The sequence below is a fragment of the Roseomonas sp. BN140053 genome, from assembly GCF_047690175.1.
Classification (GTDB): domain Bacteria; phylum Pseudomonadota; class Alphaproteobacteria; order Acetobacterales; family Acetobacteraceae; genus Roseomonas.
Window position 1 is genome coordinate 39,297 of sequence record NZ_JBLLEB010000008.1, and the last position, 16,206, is coordinate 55,502.

8 protein-coding genes are annotated in these 16,206 nt (G+C 71.7%); 6 read left to right on the forward strand and 2 right to left on the reverse strand.

Annotated elements, in window-relative coordinates:
- Nucleotide 1 precedes the first annotated feature (1 nt).
- From treS to treY, 6 genes are read left to right on the forward strand one after another with little or no spacing between them, the layout of a single operon-like run.
- Entirely contained in the window at nucleotides 2–3,301 is a 3,300-nt protein-coding gene (treS, locus tag ACLIBK_RS10030) for a maltose alpha-D-glucosyltransferase (protein WP_415387113.1), read from the forward strand.
- A complete protein-coding gene (gene glgB, locus ACLIBK_RS10035) occupies nucleotides 3,301–5,484 on the forward strand; it encodes a 1,4-alpha-glucan branching protein GlgB (protein ID WP_415387241.1) in 2,184 nt (727 codons plus the stop codon). Before treS ends, glgB begins: the two co-directional genes overlap by 1 nt.
- A complete protein-coding gene (glgX, locus tag ACLIBK_RS10040) occupies nucleotides 5,468–7,573 on the forward strand; it encodes a glycogen debranching protein GlgX (protein WP_415387114.1) in 2,106 nt (701 codons plus the stop codon). The genes glgB and glgX overlap by 17 nt, the downstream gene beginning before the upstream one ends.
- 1 nt (nucleotide 7,574) lies before the next feature.
- Complete coding sequence (gene treZ / locus ACLIBK_RS10045) at nucleotides 7,575–9,389, forward strand: malto-oligosyltrehalose trehalohydrolase (protein ID WP_415387115.1); 1,815 nt, start codon at nucleotides 7,575–7,577, stop codon at nucleotides 9,387–9,389.
- Nucleotides 9,386–11,461 (forward strand): 4-alpha-glucanotransferase, encoded by a 2,076-nt coding sequence (malQ, locus tag ACLIBK_RS10050; protein ID WP_415387116.1) that lies wholly within the window; start codon nucleotides 9,386–9,388, stop codon nucleotides 11,459–11,461. Before treZ ends, malQ begins: the two co-directional genes overlap by 4 nt.
- The gene (treY, locus tag ACLIBK_RS10055; protein ID WP_415387117.1) at nucleotides 11,458–14,292 is read left to right on the forward strand and encodes a malto-oligosyltrehalose synthase; all 2,835 of its coding nucleotides are present in this window, start codon (nucleotides 11,458–11,460) and stop codon (nucleotides 14,290–14,292) included. The genes malQ and treY overlap by 4 nt, the downstream gene beginning before the upstream one ends.
- A 53-nt stretch (nucleotides 14,293–14,345) precedes the next feature.
- Here the strand turns inward: treY and tyrS are convergent, their stop codons facing one another.
- On the reverse strand, nucleotides 14,346–15,569 hold the full coding sequence (gene tyrS / locus ACLIBK_RS10060) for a tyrosine--tRNA ligase (RefSeq protein ID WP_415387118.1): 1,224 nt from the start codon (nucleotides 15,567–15,569) through the stop codon (nucleotides 14,346–14,348).
- A gap of 150 nt (nucleotides 15,570–15,719) precedes the next feature.
- Nucleotides 15,720–16,202, reverse strand: coding sequence for a hypothetical protein (locus tag ACLIBK_RS10065; RefSeq protein WP_415387119.1), 483 nt, complete (start codon nucleotides 16,200–16,202; stop codon nucleotides 15,720–15,722).
- Between the last annotated feature and the right edge of the window lie 4 nt (nucleotides 16,203–16,206).

Below are 16,206 nucleotides of genomic sequence, written 5' to 3' on the forward strand. Positions count from 1 at the left end.
CATGTCCCTGACCTCCGCCTCGACCACCGCCGTCACCGTATCCTCCGCGGAGGATCCGCACTGGTATCGCGACGCGGTGATCTACCAGTTGCACGTGAAGAGCTTCTTCGACGGCAACAATGACGGCGTGGGCGACTTCGCCGGGCTGCTGGAGAAGCTGGACTACCTGGCGGAACTGGGCGTGGACACGCTGTGGCTGCTGCCCTTCTATCCCAGCCCGCGCCGCGACGACGGCTACGACATCTCGGAATACCGGGATGTCCACCCCGACTACGGCACGCTGGACGATGCCAAGCGCTTCATCGCCGAGGCACATCGCCGCGGCTTGCGGGTGATCACCGAGCTGGTGATCAACCACACCTCCGACCAGCACCCCTGGTTCCAGGCCGCCCGGGCCGCGCAGCCGGGCGACCCGATGCGCGACTACTACGTGTGGTCGGACAACGACCAGCTCTACAGCGGCACGCGCATCATCTTCCTGGACACCGAGAAGTCCAACTGGACCTGGGACGACCAGGCCAAGGCGTATTTCTGGCACCGCTTCTTCAGCCACCAGCCCGACCTGAACTTCGACAACCCCCGCATCATGGTCGAGGTGCTGAACGTCATGCGCTTCTGGCTGGACGCCGGCGTGGATGGCCTGCGCCTGGACGCGGTGCCCTACCTGATCGAGCGCGACGGCACCACCAACGAGAACCTGCCCGAAACGCACGACATCCTGAAGACCATCCGGCGCAAGCTGGACGAGGAATATCCCGACCGAATGCTGCTGGCCGAGGCCAACATGTGGCCGGAGGACACGCAGCAGTATTTCGGCAACGGCGACGAATGCCACATGGCGTTCCATTTCCCGCTGATGCCGCGCATGTACATGGCCATCGCGCAGGAAGACCGCTTCCCGATCTCCGACATCCTGCGCCAGACACCGGACATTCCCGAGGGCTGCCAGTGGGCCATCTTCCTGCGCAACCACGACGAGCTGACGCTGGAGATGGTCACTGACAAGGAGCGGGACTACCTCTGGACCACCTATGCCGCCGACAAGCGGGCGCGCATCAACCTCGGCATCCGCCGCCGCCTGGCGCCGCTGCTGGAGCGTGACCGCCGTCGGATTGAGCTGATGAACGGGTTGCTGCTCAGCATGCCCGGCACGCCCGTGATCTATTACGGCGACGAGATCGGCATGGGCGACAACATCTTCCTGGGCGACCGGGACGGGGTGCGCACGCCGATGCAGTGGAGCATCGACCGCAACGGCGGCTTCTCCAAGGCCGACCCGGCGGGGCTGGTGCTGCCGGCCATCCAGGACCCGCTCTACGGCTTCCAAGCGGTGAACGTGGAAGCGCAGATGCGCGACGCGCATTCGCTGCTCAACTGGACCCGGCGGATGCTGGCCACCCGCAGGCAGTCCCGCGCCTTCGGCCGCGGCACGATGCGGCTGCTCTATCCCGGCAACCGCAAGGTCCTCGCCTACCTGCGGGAATACGAGGGCGAGACCATCCTCTGCGTCTTCAACCTGAGCCGCACGGCGCAGGCGGTGGAACTGGACCTATCCGCCTTTGCCGGCCGCGTACCGGTGGAGATGCTGGGCGGCACTGCCTTTCCCGCCATCGGCCAGCTGACCTACCTGCTGACCATCCAGCCCTACGGCTTCTACTGGTTCGTCCTCGCCACCGAGCAGGCGTTGCCGCCCTGGCACCAGAAGGCCCCCGAACCCTTGCCCGACCTGCGGACCCTGGTGTTCCGCGCCGAGGAGAAGAGCATGCTGAGCCCGGCCCACAAGGCGGAGCTGGAGCGCGACGTCCTCCCCGCCTACCTGCCCAAGCGCCGCTGGTTCGCCGCCAAGGGCGAAACGCTGGAAGGCGTGTCCCTGCGCGCCACGGCCGAACTTCCCGGCACCAACGGCTACGTCGTGCTGGCCGAGGTCGAGGCGCGGCTGCCCGGCCGCAGCGAGCGCTACTGCCTGCCGCTGGCCGCGGTGGAGGAGAGCGACAATGCCAGCCCGCTGGCCTACCAGCTGGCCCTGGCGCGCGGGCGGCAGGTGCGGCGCGTCGGCTACCTGACGGACGCCTTCGCTTCCGACGACTTCGCCCGGGCCACGCTGGCAGCGCTGCGCAGCGGCGCCACCGTGCCCACCGACGAGGGCGAGATCCGCTTCGTCGGCAGCGCCCGGCTGAACGAGACGGCGCTGGCGGAGCAGCCGGAAATCCGCCGCCTCTCGGCCGAGCAGTCCAACTCCTCGATGATCATCGGGGAAGCGGTGGTGCTGAAGATCCTGCGCAAGCTGTCGCACGGCATCCACCCGGAAGCCGAGGTGACGCGGCACCTGACCGAAGCCGGCTTCAGCAACATCGCGCCGCTGCTGGGCGAGGTGGTGCGGGTCGCGCCGGACGGCACGCCCACCACGCTGATCCTGCTGCAGGGCTTCGTGCGCAACCAGGGCGACGGCTGGGGCTGGACGCTGGGCTGGCTGGGCCGCTCGGTGGACGAGGCGGCGCTGGCGGCCGAGGACCCGGCCGACGTCTTCGCCGGCTACCTCAGCTTCGCCACCGCCCTGGGCCGCCGCCTGGGCGAACTGCACGCGGTGCTGGCTTCGCCCTCCACCGACCCGGCCTTCGCGCCCGAACCGGCCGAGGAAGCGGACCGCGAGGGCTGGGCGCGGGGTGCCATCGCGCAGCTCGACCCGGCGCTGGAACTGCTGGGCAAGGCCACCGACCTGTCCGAGGAGGACAAGGCGCTGGCGCAGCGGCTGACGGGCAATGCGGAAGCGCTGCGCGAGGTGGTGCGCGGCCTGGCGCAATCCGCCACGGGGGCGCTGAAGACCCGCGTGCACGGTGACTTCCACCTCGGCCAGGTGCTGGTGGCGCAGGGCGACGCGGTGATCGTGGACTTCGAGGGCGAGCCCGCCCGCCCGCTGGAGGAGCGTCGCGCCAAGGGCTCGCCGCTGCGCGACGTGGCCGGGCTGCTGCGCTCCTTCGACTATGCCGCGGCCGCGGCGGCGCAGGACACCACCGGCAGCGCCGGTGCAGCCGCCGCGCCCGAGCGCCGCGCGGCGCTGCTGGCGCGCTTCCGCACCGAAGCGTCGGACGCCTTCCTGGCCGCCTACCGCGAGGTGGAGCATGCGGCGCCGGCGCGCTGGGTGCCGGAAGGTTCGGAGCAGGCGCTGCTCGACCTGTTCCTGATCGAGAAGGCCGCCTACGAGATCCGCTACGAGGCGGCGAACCGCCCGGCCTGGCTGCCGCTGCCGCTGCGCGGGCTGGCCGCCATCGCCGAACGGCTGCTGCCGGGGGGAGCCGCATGATGGCCGACGAAGCCGCGATTGCCGCCCTGATCGAGGGCCGGCACGGGGACCCCTTCAGCCTCCTCGGCCGCCACGGCGAGGTGCTGCGCTCCTTCCAGCCCGGTGCCGCCGGGGTGGAGGTGGTGGCGCGCGACGGCGGCGCCGTGCTGGGCCGGCTGGAACACCGCCAGGGCGGGCTGTTCGAAGGCCGCGTGGCCTCCGACGCGCCCTACCGCCTGCGCATCGACTGGCACGGCGGCGTGCAGGAAACCGAAGACCCGTATTCCTTCGGCTTCCTGCTGGGCGAGCTGGACCTCTACCTCTTCGCCGAAGGGCGGCATCGCGAGTTGGGCAGCGTCTTCGGCGCCCAGGCGGTGACGGTGGACGGCATCCCCGGCGTGCGCTTCGCGGTCTGGGCGCCCAACGCGCAGCGCGTGTCCGTGGTGGGGGACTTCAACACCTGGGACGGCCGCCGCCACCCGATGCGGCTGCGCCGCGAGGCCGGCGTCTGGGAATTGTTCATCCCGCGCCTCGGGCCCGGCACCTCCTACAAGTACGAGATCCTCGGCGCCGACGGTGCGGTGCTGCCGCTCAAGGCCGACCCGGTGGCGCAGCGCTCGGAACTGGCTCCGGCCACCGCCTCCGTGGTGGCGGAGCCGGCGCCGTTCCGCTGGACCGACGAGGCCTGGATGGCCCGCCGCGGTGCGGCGCAGGCGCCGGACGCGCCGCTCTCCATCTACGAGGTGCATCCCGGTTCCTGGTGGAAGCCGGAAAACGGCGCCACCCCCGACTGGGACGCGCTGGCGGAACGGCTGATCCCCTATGCCGCCGGGATGGGCTTCACCCACCTGGAACTGCTGCCGATCTCCGAGCATCCCTTCGGCGGCTCCTGGGGCTACCAGCCGCTCGGACTCTTCTCCCCCACTGCGCGCTTCGGCACGCCGGAGGGCTTCGCGCGCTTCGTGAACCGCTGCCACGAGGCCGGGCTGGGCATCCTCCTGGACTGGGTGCCGGCGCATTTCCCGACCGACCCGCACGGCATGGGCCGCTTCGATGGCACAGCGCTGTATGAGCACGCCGATCCGCGCGAAGGCTTCCACCAGGACTGGAACACGCTGATCTACAACATGGGCCGCAACGAGGTGCGCGGCTTCCTGATCGCCTCCGGCCTGCACTGGCTGGAACGCTTCCACGTCGACGGGCTGCGCGTGGATGCCGTGGCCTCGATGCTGTACCGCGACTATTCCCGCAAGGCCGGCGAATGGGTGCCGAACCAGTATGGCGGCCGCGAGAACCTCGAAGCCGTGGCCTTCCTGCGCGAGATGAACGAGGTGGTGGCCGAGCGCTGCCCGGGCGCGGTGATGATCGCGGAAGAATCCACCGCCTGGCCGGGCGTCACCGCGCCGGTCTCCGCCGGCGGGCTGGGCTTCACCTACAAGTGGAACATGGGGTGGATGCACGACACGCTCCACTACATGCAGGAGGAGCCGGTCAATCGCCGCTGGCACCACGATCAGATGACCTTCGGGCTGGTCTATGCCTTCTCGGAGAAGTTCGTGCTGCCGATCTCGCACGATGAGGTCGTGCACGGCAAAGGCTCGCTGCTGCGCAAGATGCCGGGCGACGACTGGCAGCAGCGCGCCAACCTGCGCGCCTATCTCGGCTTCATGTGGACCCATCCCGGCAAGAAGCTGCTCTTCATGGGCAGCGAGCTGGCGCAGCCCACGGAATGGAACCACGACACGCAGCTCTCCTGGCATCTGCTGGACGACCCCCGGCACCGTGGGGTGCAGAGCCTGTTGCGCGACCTCAACCGGGTTTATCGCGGCTTGCCGGCGCTGCACCGGCGCGATGCCGAGCCGGCCGGCTTCCAGTGGGTGATCGGCGACGACCGCGACCAGAGCGTCTTCGCCTATCTCCGCCTGGGCACCGACGACGACCCGCCGGTGCTGGTGGTGTGCAACCTCACCCCGGTGCCGCGGGAGGGCTACCGGATCGGCGTTCCCGCCGGCGGCACCTGGCACGAGGTGTTGAACACCGATGCCGGTGGCTACGGCGGAACCAACATGGGAAATTCCGGTTCCGTCACCGCCGACGCCCAGCCCAGCCACGGGCAGGAAAACTCGGTCTTGCTGACCCTGCCGCCCCTCGCCACCCTGATCCTGTCACCCGGAAGCCTGGCCCCGCATGGCGTTTCTCCCTGACCGTCTCGACCCCGGGCGGCCTTATCCGCTCGGGGCTCACTGGGACGGGCTGGGGGTGAATTTCGCGGTGTTCTCCGCCCATGCGGAGCGCATCGACCTGTGCGTGTTCAACGCGTCGGGGCGCAAGGAGATCGCGCGCCTGCCGCTGCCGGAATGCACGGACGAGGTGTGGCACGGCTTCCTGCCGGAAGCGGGGCCGGGGCTGGTCTACGGGTTGCGCGCCCATGGTCCCTACGAGCCTCGCCGCGGCCACCGCTTCAACCCCAACAAGCTGCTGCTGGATCCTTATGCCCGGCAACTGGTAGGGCAGGTCGCCTGGTCGGACGCGCTCTACGGCCATCGGCCCGGCGCCGGGCGCGGCGACCTCAGCTTCGACCGCCGCGACAGCGCCGCCGCCATGCCCAAGGCGGTGGTGGTGCACGATGCCTTCGAATGGGGCGACGACCGGCCGCCCGCCGTGCCCTGGACCGACACGGTGATCTACGAGGCGCACCTGCGCGGCCTGACCATGCTGCGGGGCGACCTGCCGGACGCGGCGCGCGGCACCTTTGCCGGGTTGGGCGACCCGCGGGTGATCGACCACATCCGGCGCCTGGGCGTCACGGCGGTGGAACTGCTACCCGTGCATGCCTTCCTGCAGGACCGCTTCCTGCTGGAAAAGGACCTGCGCAACTACTGGGGCTATTCCACCCTGGGCTTCTTCGCGCCCGAGCCCGCCTATCTCAGCACCGGCACGCTGGCCGAGGCCAAGGGCACGATCCGCCGCCTGCACGCCGCCGGGATCGAGGTGATCCTGGACGTGGTGTACAACCACACCTGCGAGGGCGACGAGACCGGCCCCACCCTGTCCTGGCGAGGGCTGGACAACGCTTCCTACTACAAGCTGCTCCCCGGCGAGGAGCGTTTCCACATCAACGACACCGGCTGCGGCAACACGGTGGACCTCGCGCATCCACGGGTGCTGCAGATGGTCACGGACAGCCTGCGCTACTGGGTCGAGCATTTCCACGTGGACGGCTTCCGCTTCGACCTGTGCCCAATCCTGGGGCGCGAGGCGCAGGGCTTCGACCCCGGTGCCGGCTTCTTCGACGCGCTGCGCCAGGACCCCGTGCTGTCACGCGTCAAGATGATCGCGGAGCCCTGGGATATCGGCCCGGGCGGTTACCAGCTGGGCAACCACCCGCCGGGCTTCGCCGAATGGAACGACCGCTTCCGCGACGGCGTCCGTTCCTACTGGCGGGGCGATGCCGGGGGGCGGCCGGACCTCGCCGCGCGCCTCACCGGGTCGAGCGAGATCTTCGACCACCACCGGCGCCAGCCCTGGGCTTCCGTGAACTACGTCGCCTCCCATGACGGCTTCACGCTGCACGACCTCGTTTCCTTCGAGAACAAGCACAACGAGGAGAACGGCGAGGGCAATCGCGACGGCCACGGCGACAACCATTCGCGCAACTGGGGCGTCGAGGGCGAAACCGACGATCCCGTGATCAACGAGACCCGCGGCCGGCTGAAGCGGGCGATGCTGGCCACCGTTTTCGTGTCCGCCGGCACGCCGATGCTGCTGGCGGGGGACGAGATGGACCGCACCCAGGGTGGCAACAACAACGCCTATTGCCAGGACAACGCCCTGTCCTGGGTGGACTGGGAGCGCGGCAGCACCCCCGAGGCCCGCGAGCTGACCGGCTTCGTTGCGCGGCTGATCGCCCTGCGCCATCGCCTGGCGCCGCTGCGCCGCAAGCACTTCCCGCATGGCCGCACCGAGCCGATGCCGGGCCTGCCGGACACTGCCTGGTTCGATCGCCACGGCGCGCCCATGCAGCCCGAACACTGGAACGACCCGGGCGACTACACGCTGGCGATGCTGCGCGCCGATCCCGACGGGAGAGGCGGCGTGGACGCCGTTCTGCTGCTGCTCAACGCCGATTCCGAACCGCGCGACTTTTCCCTGCCGAAACCCCGGCTGGGCTGGAGCCTGCTGCTGGACACCATCCATCCCTCGGCGCCGGAACGGCCGCTGCGAAACAACGAGACGCTGCTGAGGGTCGGGGCGCACGGTGCCGTGCTGCTCGGGACCCGCGTGGAGAACTGAGATGTCGCAGGACGCGATGGATAGCACCTGGGGGGCAACGATCCTGCCCGGCGGGCAGACCACCCGCTTCCGCATCTGGGCGCCCTCCGCCGACACGGTGGGGCTGGAGGTGGAAGGGCGCGACCCGCAGCCGATGCGGGTGGACGGAGAGGGATGGTTCAGCGCCGAGGCACCGGTGGGCGCCGGGGCGCTGTACCGCTTCCGCGTGTCGCCGGACCTCGCCGTGCCCGACCCCGCCTCGCGCTTCCAGCCGGGGGACGTGCACGGCCCCTCGCAGGTGGTGAACCCCGCCGGCTATCGCTGGCGGAACGCGGAATGGCGAGGCCGGCCCTGGCACGAAACCGTGCTCTACGAACTGCATGCCGGTGCCTGCGGCGGCTTCAACGGCGTGCGCGCCCTGCTGCCCGCCTTGCGCGACCTCGGCGTCACGGCCGTGGAGCTGATGCCGATCAATGATTTCCCCGGTGAGCGGAACTGGGGCTACGACGGCGTGCTGCCCTTCGCCCCCGACAGCACCTACGGCACGCCCGAGGAGCTGAAGGCCCTGATCGACGAGGCGCATGGCCTCGGGCTGATGATGTTCCTGGACGTGGTGTACAACCACTTCGGCCCGGACGGCGCCTATCTGCACGCCTACGCCAAGGAATTCTTCGACGAGGGCCTGCACACGCCCTGGGGCGCGGCCATCGACTTCAAGAAGCAGCCGGTGCGCGACTTCTTCGAGAGCAACGCCCTGATGTGGCTGCGCGAGTACCGCTTCGACGGCTTGCGCTTCGACGCCGTGCACGCCATCGCCGAGCAGGACTGGCTGGACCACCTCGCCGCCCGGCTGCGGCGCGAGGTGGAAGCGGAAACCCCCGGTCGCCACATCCACCTGGTGCTGGAGAACGAGCGCAACGGCGTCGAGCACCTCCGCACCGGGCCGGACGCGCCGGGCTTCGACGCGCAGTGGAACGATGACGGCCACAACGTGCTGCACCCGCTGCTGACCGGCGAGCGCGAAGGCTATTACGAGGACTTCGCCGCCGACGGCGCCGACAAGCTGGCCACGGTGTTGGGCGAGGGCTTCCTGTTCCAGGGCCAGGAGATGCCGCATCTCGGCCGCCCGCGCGGCGCGCCCTCCGGCCACCTGCCGCCCACCGCCTTCGTGCTGTTCCTGCAGAACCACGACCAGATCGGCAACCGCGCCCTGGGCGAACGTCTGCCCGCCCTGGCCGACCCGGCGGCGCTGCGCGCGGCGGCGGCGCTGCTGCTGCTCTGCCCGCAGATCCCCATGCTGTTCATGGGCGAGGAATGGGCGGCCTCCGCGCCCTTCCTGTTCTTCACCGGCTTTCCCGGCGCCGAACTGGCCGAGGCGGTGCGCGAAGGGCGGCGCAAGGAGTTCGCCCATTTCGCCGCCTTCCAGAACCCGGAAACCCGCGAGCGCATCCCCGACCCCAACGCCGAGACCACCTTCACCGCCTCCATCCCCGACCGGGCGGAGGCCGCGCAGGGCGAGCACGCCGCGGTGCTGGCGCTGCACAAGCGGCTGCTGGCGCTGCGTCACGCCGAGATCATCCCCCGCCTGCCCGGGGCCGCGGCGCTGGGCGCGGAGCCCGTGGGGGCCAAGGCGGTGGTGGCGCGCTGGCGCATGGGAGATGGCACGGTGTTGTGTCTCGCCGCCAATCTCGGCGCTGAGCCCGCCGCCGCAACGGCCACGGGTGCGACGCTGTTGTTCGAGACCGCGGAAGGGGCCGGGGCCGCTCTGGCCGGCGGCACCCTGCCGCCCCATTGCACCGTGGCGCTGCTGGACGCGCCGGAGGATTCGGGACCATGAGCGACGACGCGCTACGCGCTCTCGCGGAAGCGGCCGGCATCGAGCTGCGTTGGCGCGACGCCCACGGGGATGACAAGGAAACCGCCCCCGAGGCGATGCGCGCCGTGTTGCAGGCCCTGGGCCTGCCCACGGATTCCGAGGCCGCCATGCGGGAAGGGCGGGAGGAGCTGGCGCGCGAAGCCGCCCTGCCGCCGCTCTGCACCGCGGTGGCCGGGCAGCCCGTGCGCCTCGGCCGCCTCGCCGATCCGGCGCCGCGCTTCAAGCTGACGCTGGAAAGCGGGGCGACCGTGGAAGGCACCGCGACGCCCGAGGGTGAGCTGTGCCGCCTCTGCACCGTGGAGGAGGCCGGCTACCACCACCTCGTCATCGGCGACCGGGAAACCACCCTGGCCGTGGCGCCGGCGCGCGGCTTCGAGGTGTCCGATGCCGCCCCCGGCGCGCGGCCCTGGGGCACGGCCGTGCAGCTCTACGGCTTGCGGCGGCCGGGCGATGCAGGCCTGGGCGATTTCGCCGCCCTGGCGCAGTTCGCCCGCGCCGCGGCGCGCAAGGGCGCGGATGCGGTCGCCATCAGCCCGGTGCACGCGCAGTTCTCGGCCGACCCTGAACGCTCCTCGCCCTACGCGCCCTCCTCGCGCCTGTTCCTGAACGTGCTGCATGCCGACCCCGCCGCGCTGGGCGAGGACGCACTGCGCGAGGCCCTGGCCAGCACCGGGCTGCAAGCAGAATTCGCGCGGCTGGAAACGCTGGACCTCGTGGACTGGCCGGCCAGCGGCCGGGCGCGTCTGGCGGTGCTGCGCGCCCTCTTCGACCGCTTTCCCGGCAGCCCCGAATTCGAGCGCTTCCGGCGCGAGGGCGGCGAGGCGCTGGAAAGCCATGCCCGCTTCGAGGCGCTGCAGGGCAGCCGCTTCGCCGCCGACCCGGAACAGTGGAACTGGCGGAAATGGCCGGCCGAGTTCCGCGACCCGCAAGGCCCTGGGGTGGAGCGCTTCGCCCGCGAGAACGCGCGGGAGGTGGAGTTCCACGCTTTCGCCCAATGGCTCGCCGCACGCGGGCTGGATGCGGCGCAGGTGGCGGCGAAGCAGGCCGGCGCGCGGATCGGGCTGATCGCCGACCTGGCCGTGGGCACGGATGGTTCCGGCAGCCATGGCTGGAGCCGCCCGCGCGAGATGCTGCGCGGCCTGACCGTAGGCGCGCCGCCGGACATCTTCTCGCCGCTGGGGCAGAGCTGGGGCCTCGCGGCCTTCTCGCCGCGCGGGCTCAAGGCGGGCGGCTACGCGGCCTTCCTGGAAATGCTGCGCGCCGCCATGCGCCATGCCGGCGGCGTGCGGATCGACCACGCCATGGGGCTGCAGCGGCTATGGATGGTGCCGGACGGCGCTTCCGCCGCGGAAGGCGCCTACCTGCGTTTCCCCGTGGACGACATGCTGCGGCTGGTGGCGCTGGAATCGCATCGCAACCGCGCGGTCGTGGTGGGTGAGGATCTCGGCACCGTGCCGGAAGGCTTCACCGACCGCATCGAGGGCATCGGCATGCTCGGCATGCGCGTGCTGTGGTTCGAACAGGACGAGGAGCGCGGCTTCACGCCGCCTGCCAGCTGGACGCCCGGCGCCATGGCGATGACCACCACCCACGACCTGCCCACCGTGGCGGGCTGGTGGCGCGGCCGCGACATCGAGTGGCGCGTAAAGCTGGGCCTGCTGGGCGAAGGCAAGGACGGCAGCGAGCAGCGCGAGGAGCGCGAGCGCGACCGTGCCGCCCTGTGGCAGGCCATGCGCGACAGCGGCGCCGCCCAGGGCGAGGCGCCGCCACCCGAAGCCGGGGAGGCCGTAGCCGATGCCGCCGTGGCGCACGTGGCCGGTGCCGCCTGTGCCCTGGCGCTGATCCCGGTCGAGGACGTGCTGGCCCTGCCGGAACAGCCCAACCTGCCCGGCACCACCGAAGGCCACCCCAACTGGCAGCGCCGCCTGCCTGGCACGGCGGAAACGCTGCTGGACGAACCCGGCGCCGCCCACCGCCTCGACGCCATCCAACGCGCCCGCACCGCCGGGCCGCAGGGAGTTTCCCGATCGTGAGTTCCGCTACAACGGCGGCGTCCGTCGTGCCGACGACGCCCCGCGCCACGGCCCGGCTGCAGTTCCACGCCGGCTTCACCCTCGACGACGCCGTGCCGCTGGTGCCCTACTACGCCGCGCTCGGCATCAGCCATCTCTACGCCTCGCCGCTGCTCAAGGCGCGGCCGGGCTCGACCCACGGCTACGACATCGTGGACCCCGGCCGCATCAACCCGGAACTGGGCGGCGAGGAAGCGTTGGAACGCCTCGTGGCCGCGCTGCGCGCGCACGGGATGGGGCTGATCCTGGACATCGTGCCCAACCACATGGGCGTCGGCGGCGCCGATAACGGCTGGTGGCTGGACGTGCTGGAATGGGGGCCGCGCTCGCCCTTCGCGCAGTTCTTCGACATTGACTGGAACCCGCCCGACCCGGCGCTGCAGGACCGCATGCTGGCGCCCTTCCTGGGCGCGCCCTACGGCACGGTGCTGGAATCCGGCGATCTCGCGCTGCATTTCGAGCCCGAGACCGGCAAGATCTTCGCCCGCTACTTCGAGCACCGCTTTCCCATCGCGCCCTGGACCTATGACCGCATCCTGCGCGCCGCCGGCCGCCCGGAACTGCGCGGGCTGGCCCAGGTCTTCGCCGGCATCGCCGCCTCCGGCGAGGCGGATGCCGCCCGCGCCGCGGCCGGCGTGGCGCTGGATGCCCTGGCCCGCTTCGCCGCCACGGCCGAAGGCCAGGCCGCCATCGAGGCCACCCTGGCCGCCTTCGACCCGCAGCAGCCGGAAGGCCGGGCGCGGCTGCACGAGTTGCTGCAGGCGCAGAACTACCGCCTCGCCTGGTGGCGCGCCGCCACGGACGAGATCAATTGGCGCCGCTTCTTCGACGTCACCTCGCTCGCCGGCCTGCAGGTGGAACGGCCGCGGGTCTTCGAGGACACGCACGAGTTGATCCTCGACCTCTACGCCCGCGGGCTGATCGACGGCGTGCGGGTGGACCACGTGGACGGCCTCGCCGACCCGCGCGGCTATTGCCGCAAGCTGCGCCGTCGCCTGGACGGGCTGACGGCGCAGCGCCCGGCCGGCGCACCGAAGGGCGAGCCGCTGCTGGTGGTGGAGAAGATCCTGGCGCCGCACGAGCGGCTGCACGGCGACTGGATGGTGGACGGCACCACCGGCTACAACTTCATGGACGAAGTCTCCGGCCTGCTGCACGACCCGGCCGGCGAGGCACCGCTGACCGCCCTGTGGCACGAGCTGACCGAGCGCCCCGCGAAGTTCGAGGACGAGGCGCGCGAGGCCCGCCGCCAGATCCTGCGCGAGAACCTGGCCAGCGAGCTGAACGGCACCGCCGCCATCCTGCACCGCATCGCCGGGCGCGACCTCGCGACGCGGGACTTCACCCTGACCGCGATCCGCCGCGCCTTGTCGGAGGTGCTGGCGCATTTCCCGGTCTACCGGCTCTACGTGTCGCTGGCCGGCCGGTCGGAGGAGGACACGCGCACGCTGGAATGGGCGCTGGCCGGGGCGCGACGCACCGTGCGCGCCACGGAACGGCCGCTGCTGGACCTGCTCAGCGCCTGGCTGGGCGGCGACCTGCCGCGTTCCCTGCCGCACGCGCAGCGGGGGGAAAGCTGGCGCGCGGCGGTGCGCTTCCAGCAGCTCTCGGCCCCCGTGGCGGCCAAGTCGGTGGAGGACACCGCCTTCTACCGCTACGGCCGCCTGCTCTCGCGCAACGAGGTCGGCTCGGAACCCTCTCACTTCGCCGAAACGCCCGCGGCCTTCCACACGGATTGCCGCGAGCGCGCCAAGCGCTTCCCGCGCGAGCTGCTGGCCACCGCCACGCACGACCACAAGCGCGGCGAGGACAACCGCGCCCGCCTCGCGGTGATCTCCGAGCTGCCGGAAGAATGGGCGGCGGCGCTGCGCCGCTGGTGCCGCCTCAACAGCAGCCTGAAGCGCGAGGTGGACGACACGCCGGCGCCGGACACCACGGACGAGCTGATGCTCTACCAGACCCTGGTGGGCGCCTGGCCGCTGGACCTCGACCCCTCGGACGAAGCGGGGGTGGAGGCGCTGGTCGAGCGCGTGCTGGGCTGGCAGGAAAAGGCCCTGCGCGAGGGCAAGCGCCGTTCCGAATGGGCGGTGCCCAATGAGAGCTACGAGACTGCCTGCCGCGACTTCCTGCGCGCCATCCTGGCCTCCGGCCGCGCCAGCCAGATGCGGGCGGAGATCGCGGGCTTCGCGAACCGGCTGGCCCCGGCGGGCGCGCTGAACGGCCTGAGCCAGACGCTGCTCCGCTGCACCACCCCGGGCATCCCCGACCTCTACCAGGGCACGGAGTTCTGGGATTTTTCCCTGGTGGACCCGGACAATCGCCGCCCGGTGGACTTCGCCGCCCGGCAGGCCGCGGAAAAGGCAGCCTTGCCGCCGGCGGAACTGGTGGGCCATTGGCGGGACGGGCGGGTGAAGCAGGCGATCATCGCTCGCGCCCTGGCGCTGCGGGAACGCCGCCCGGACCTGTTCGCCGAGGGCGAGTACCTGCCGCTGGAGGTGGTGGGCGAGCGGGCCAGTCACGTCCTGGCCTTTCTGCGCCGCCGCGGCGAGGAAGCCGTGCTGGTGGCGGTGACGCGCCTCTCCGCCGCCCTGCTGGGCGAGGCCGCCGTGCCGCTGGTGCCGGCCGAGGCCTGGGGCAACACCGCGCTGGTGCTGCCCGGCGGGTTGGCCGGCGCGGCGCTGCGAAACGTGCTGGGGGAGGGGGCCCTCGCGGCGAAGGGCGATCGGCTGCCGGTGTCGCGGCTGCTGGAACGGCTGCCGGTGGCCCTGCTGGACCTGTCGGCCCGCGACTGAAGCGCGGCCGCGCTGCTGCCCGGGATCGCGCTGTCCCGGCGACGCGCCGGCCGCTAGGCCGGCCGCACCAGCGCGTGCTTCTTGCGTCCGGCCGAGAGCTTGGCGGCGCCGTCGCGCAGGTCCTCCGGGCCGACCTGGCGCGCCTCGTCGCTCACCACCTCGTCGTTGAGGCGGACGCCGCCGCCGCGGATCAGGCGGCGGCCCTCGCCCTTGCTGGCCACGAAGCCGGCCGCCACCAGCAAGTCCAGCACGGCCGCGGGCAGGGCGGACGCCACGGCGGGCAGGTCCTCGGCGACCAAGCCGGCCTCGAAGGTGGTGCGGGCGGTGTCGGCGGCGGCCTGGGCCGCGGCGCGGCCGTGCAGCAGGGCGGTGGCCTCGGTGGCCAGGACCTTCTTGGCCTCGTTGATCTCGGCGCCCTGCAGGGCTTCCAGCCGCGCGATCTCCACCAGCGGCAGTTCGGTGAACAGCTTCAGGAAGCGGCCGACATCGGCATCCTCGGTATTCCGCCAGAACTGCCAGTAGTCGTAGGGCGACAGCCGGTCGGCGTTGAGCCAGACCGCGCCGGCGGCGGTCTTGCCCATCTTCGTGCCCGAGGCTGTGGTGAGCAGCGGCGTGGTGGCGCCGAAGGCTTCCGCCGCCGCGACCCGGCGCACCAGGTCGACGCCCATGATGATGTTGCCCCACTGGTCGCTGCCGCCCATCTGCAGCGCCACGCCGTGACCGCGGTTCAACTCCAGGAAGTCAAAGGCCTGGAGCAGCATGTAGTTGAATTCCAGGAAGGTCAGCGGCTGCTCGCGGTCCAGCCGCAGCCGCACGCTGTCCATGGTCAGCATGCGGTTGACCGAGAAGTGCCGGCCGACGTCGCGCAGGAAGGGGATATAGGCCAGCCCGTCCAGCCAGTCCGCGTTGTCCAGCCCGATCGCGTCGGTCGGCCCCTCGCCGAACTGCACGAGGTTGCTGAAGGCGCGCAGGATGCCGGCCTTGTTGCGGGCGATCTGGGCGTCGTCCAGCAGCGGCCGCGCCTCGTCGCGGAAGGAGGGGTCGCCGATGCGGGTGGTGCCGCCACCCATCAGCACCACGGGCCGGTGGCCCGTGCGCTGCAGCAGGCGCAGCAGCATGATCTGCATCAGCGAGCCGACATGCAGGCTGTCCGCCGTGCAGTCGAAGCCGATATAGCCCGACATCGGCCCCGACTTCATCCGGGCGGCCAGCGCGGCCTCGTCCGTGACCTGGTGGAGGTAGCCGCGCTCGCGCGCGATGTGCAGGAAGTCGTCCATGGCGGGGCCGGTGTTGCCAGTTCCGCGCGACTTTGCCCAGCAGGGCAGGGCGCACCCTGGCTATTCCCTGCCCGGCAGCAGGACCGCCGGCTCAGACGCGGCGCCGGACCGGCCCGCGGAAGGGCCGATCCGGCAGCCGATCCGCGGCGGCTACTGCGTCAGCACCGACCGCACGGCCTGCTCGCGCCGCGCCTGCTCCGACTGTTCGCGCGAACGTCCGGGCGGCGGGCCGCTGGGGCGCTGCCGGGCGGCCTCGTCACGGCCGCGGTCGCGCTCATAAGCCTGCCGGCGGTCGTCGTCGCGGCGCCGGTCACGCTCATAGGACTGCCGACGGTCGTCCTCGCGACGGCGGTCGCGCTCATAGGCCCGGCGCCGGTCGTCGTCGCGGCGGCGGTCGCGCTCATAGGCTTCGCGACGCGCGTAGTCGTCGCGCCGGGCTTCCTGGTAGCGCCGGCGCTCCCAGTCCGGGCGGCCATAGGCCGGGGGAGGGGCGTATTCCGGCTGGTAGCCGACCAGGGGACCGCCGGGCGCATAAACGGGGCCGCCGAAGCCGCCATCGGGGCCGTAGGCGCCATCCACGCAGCCCCCCAGCATCAGCCCGCCTGCCAAGACCAGCATTGCCACGCCGCGCATCAAC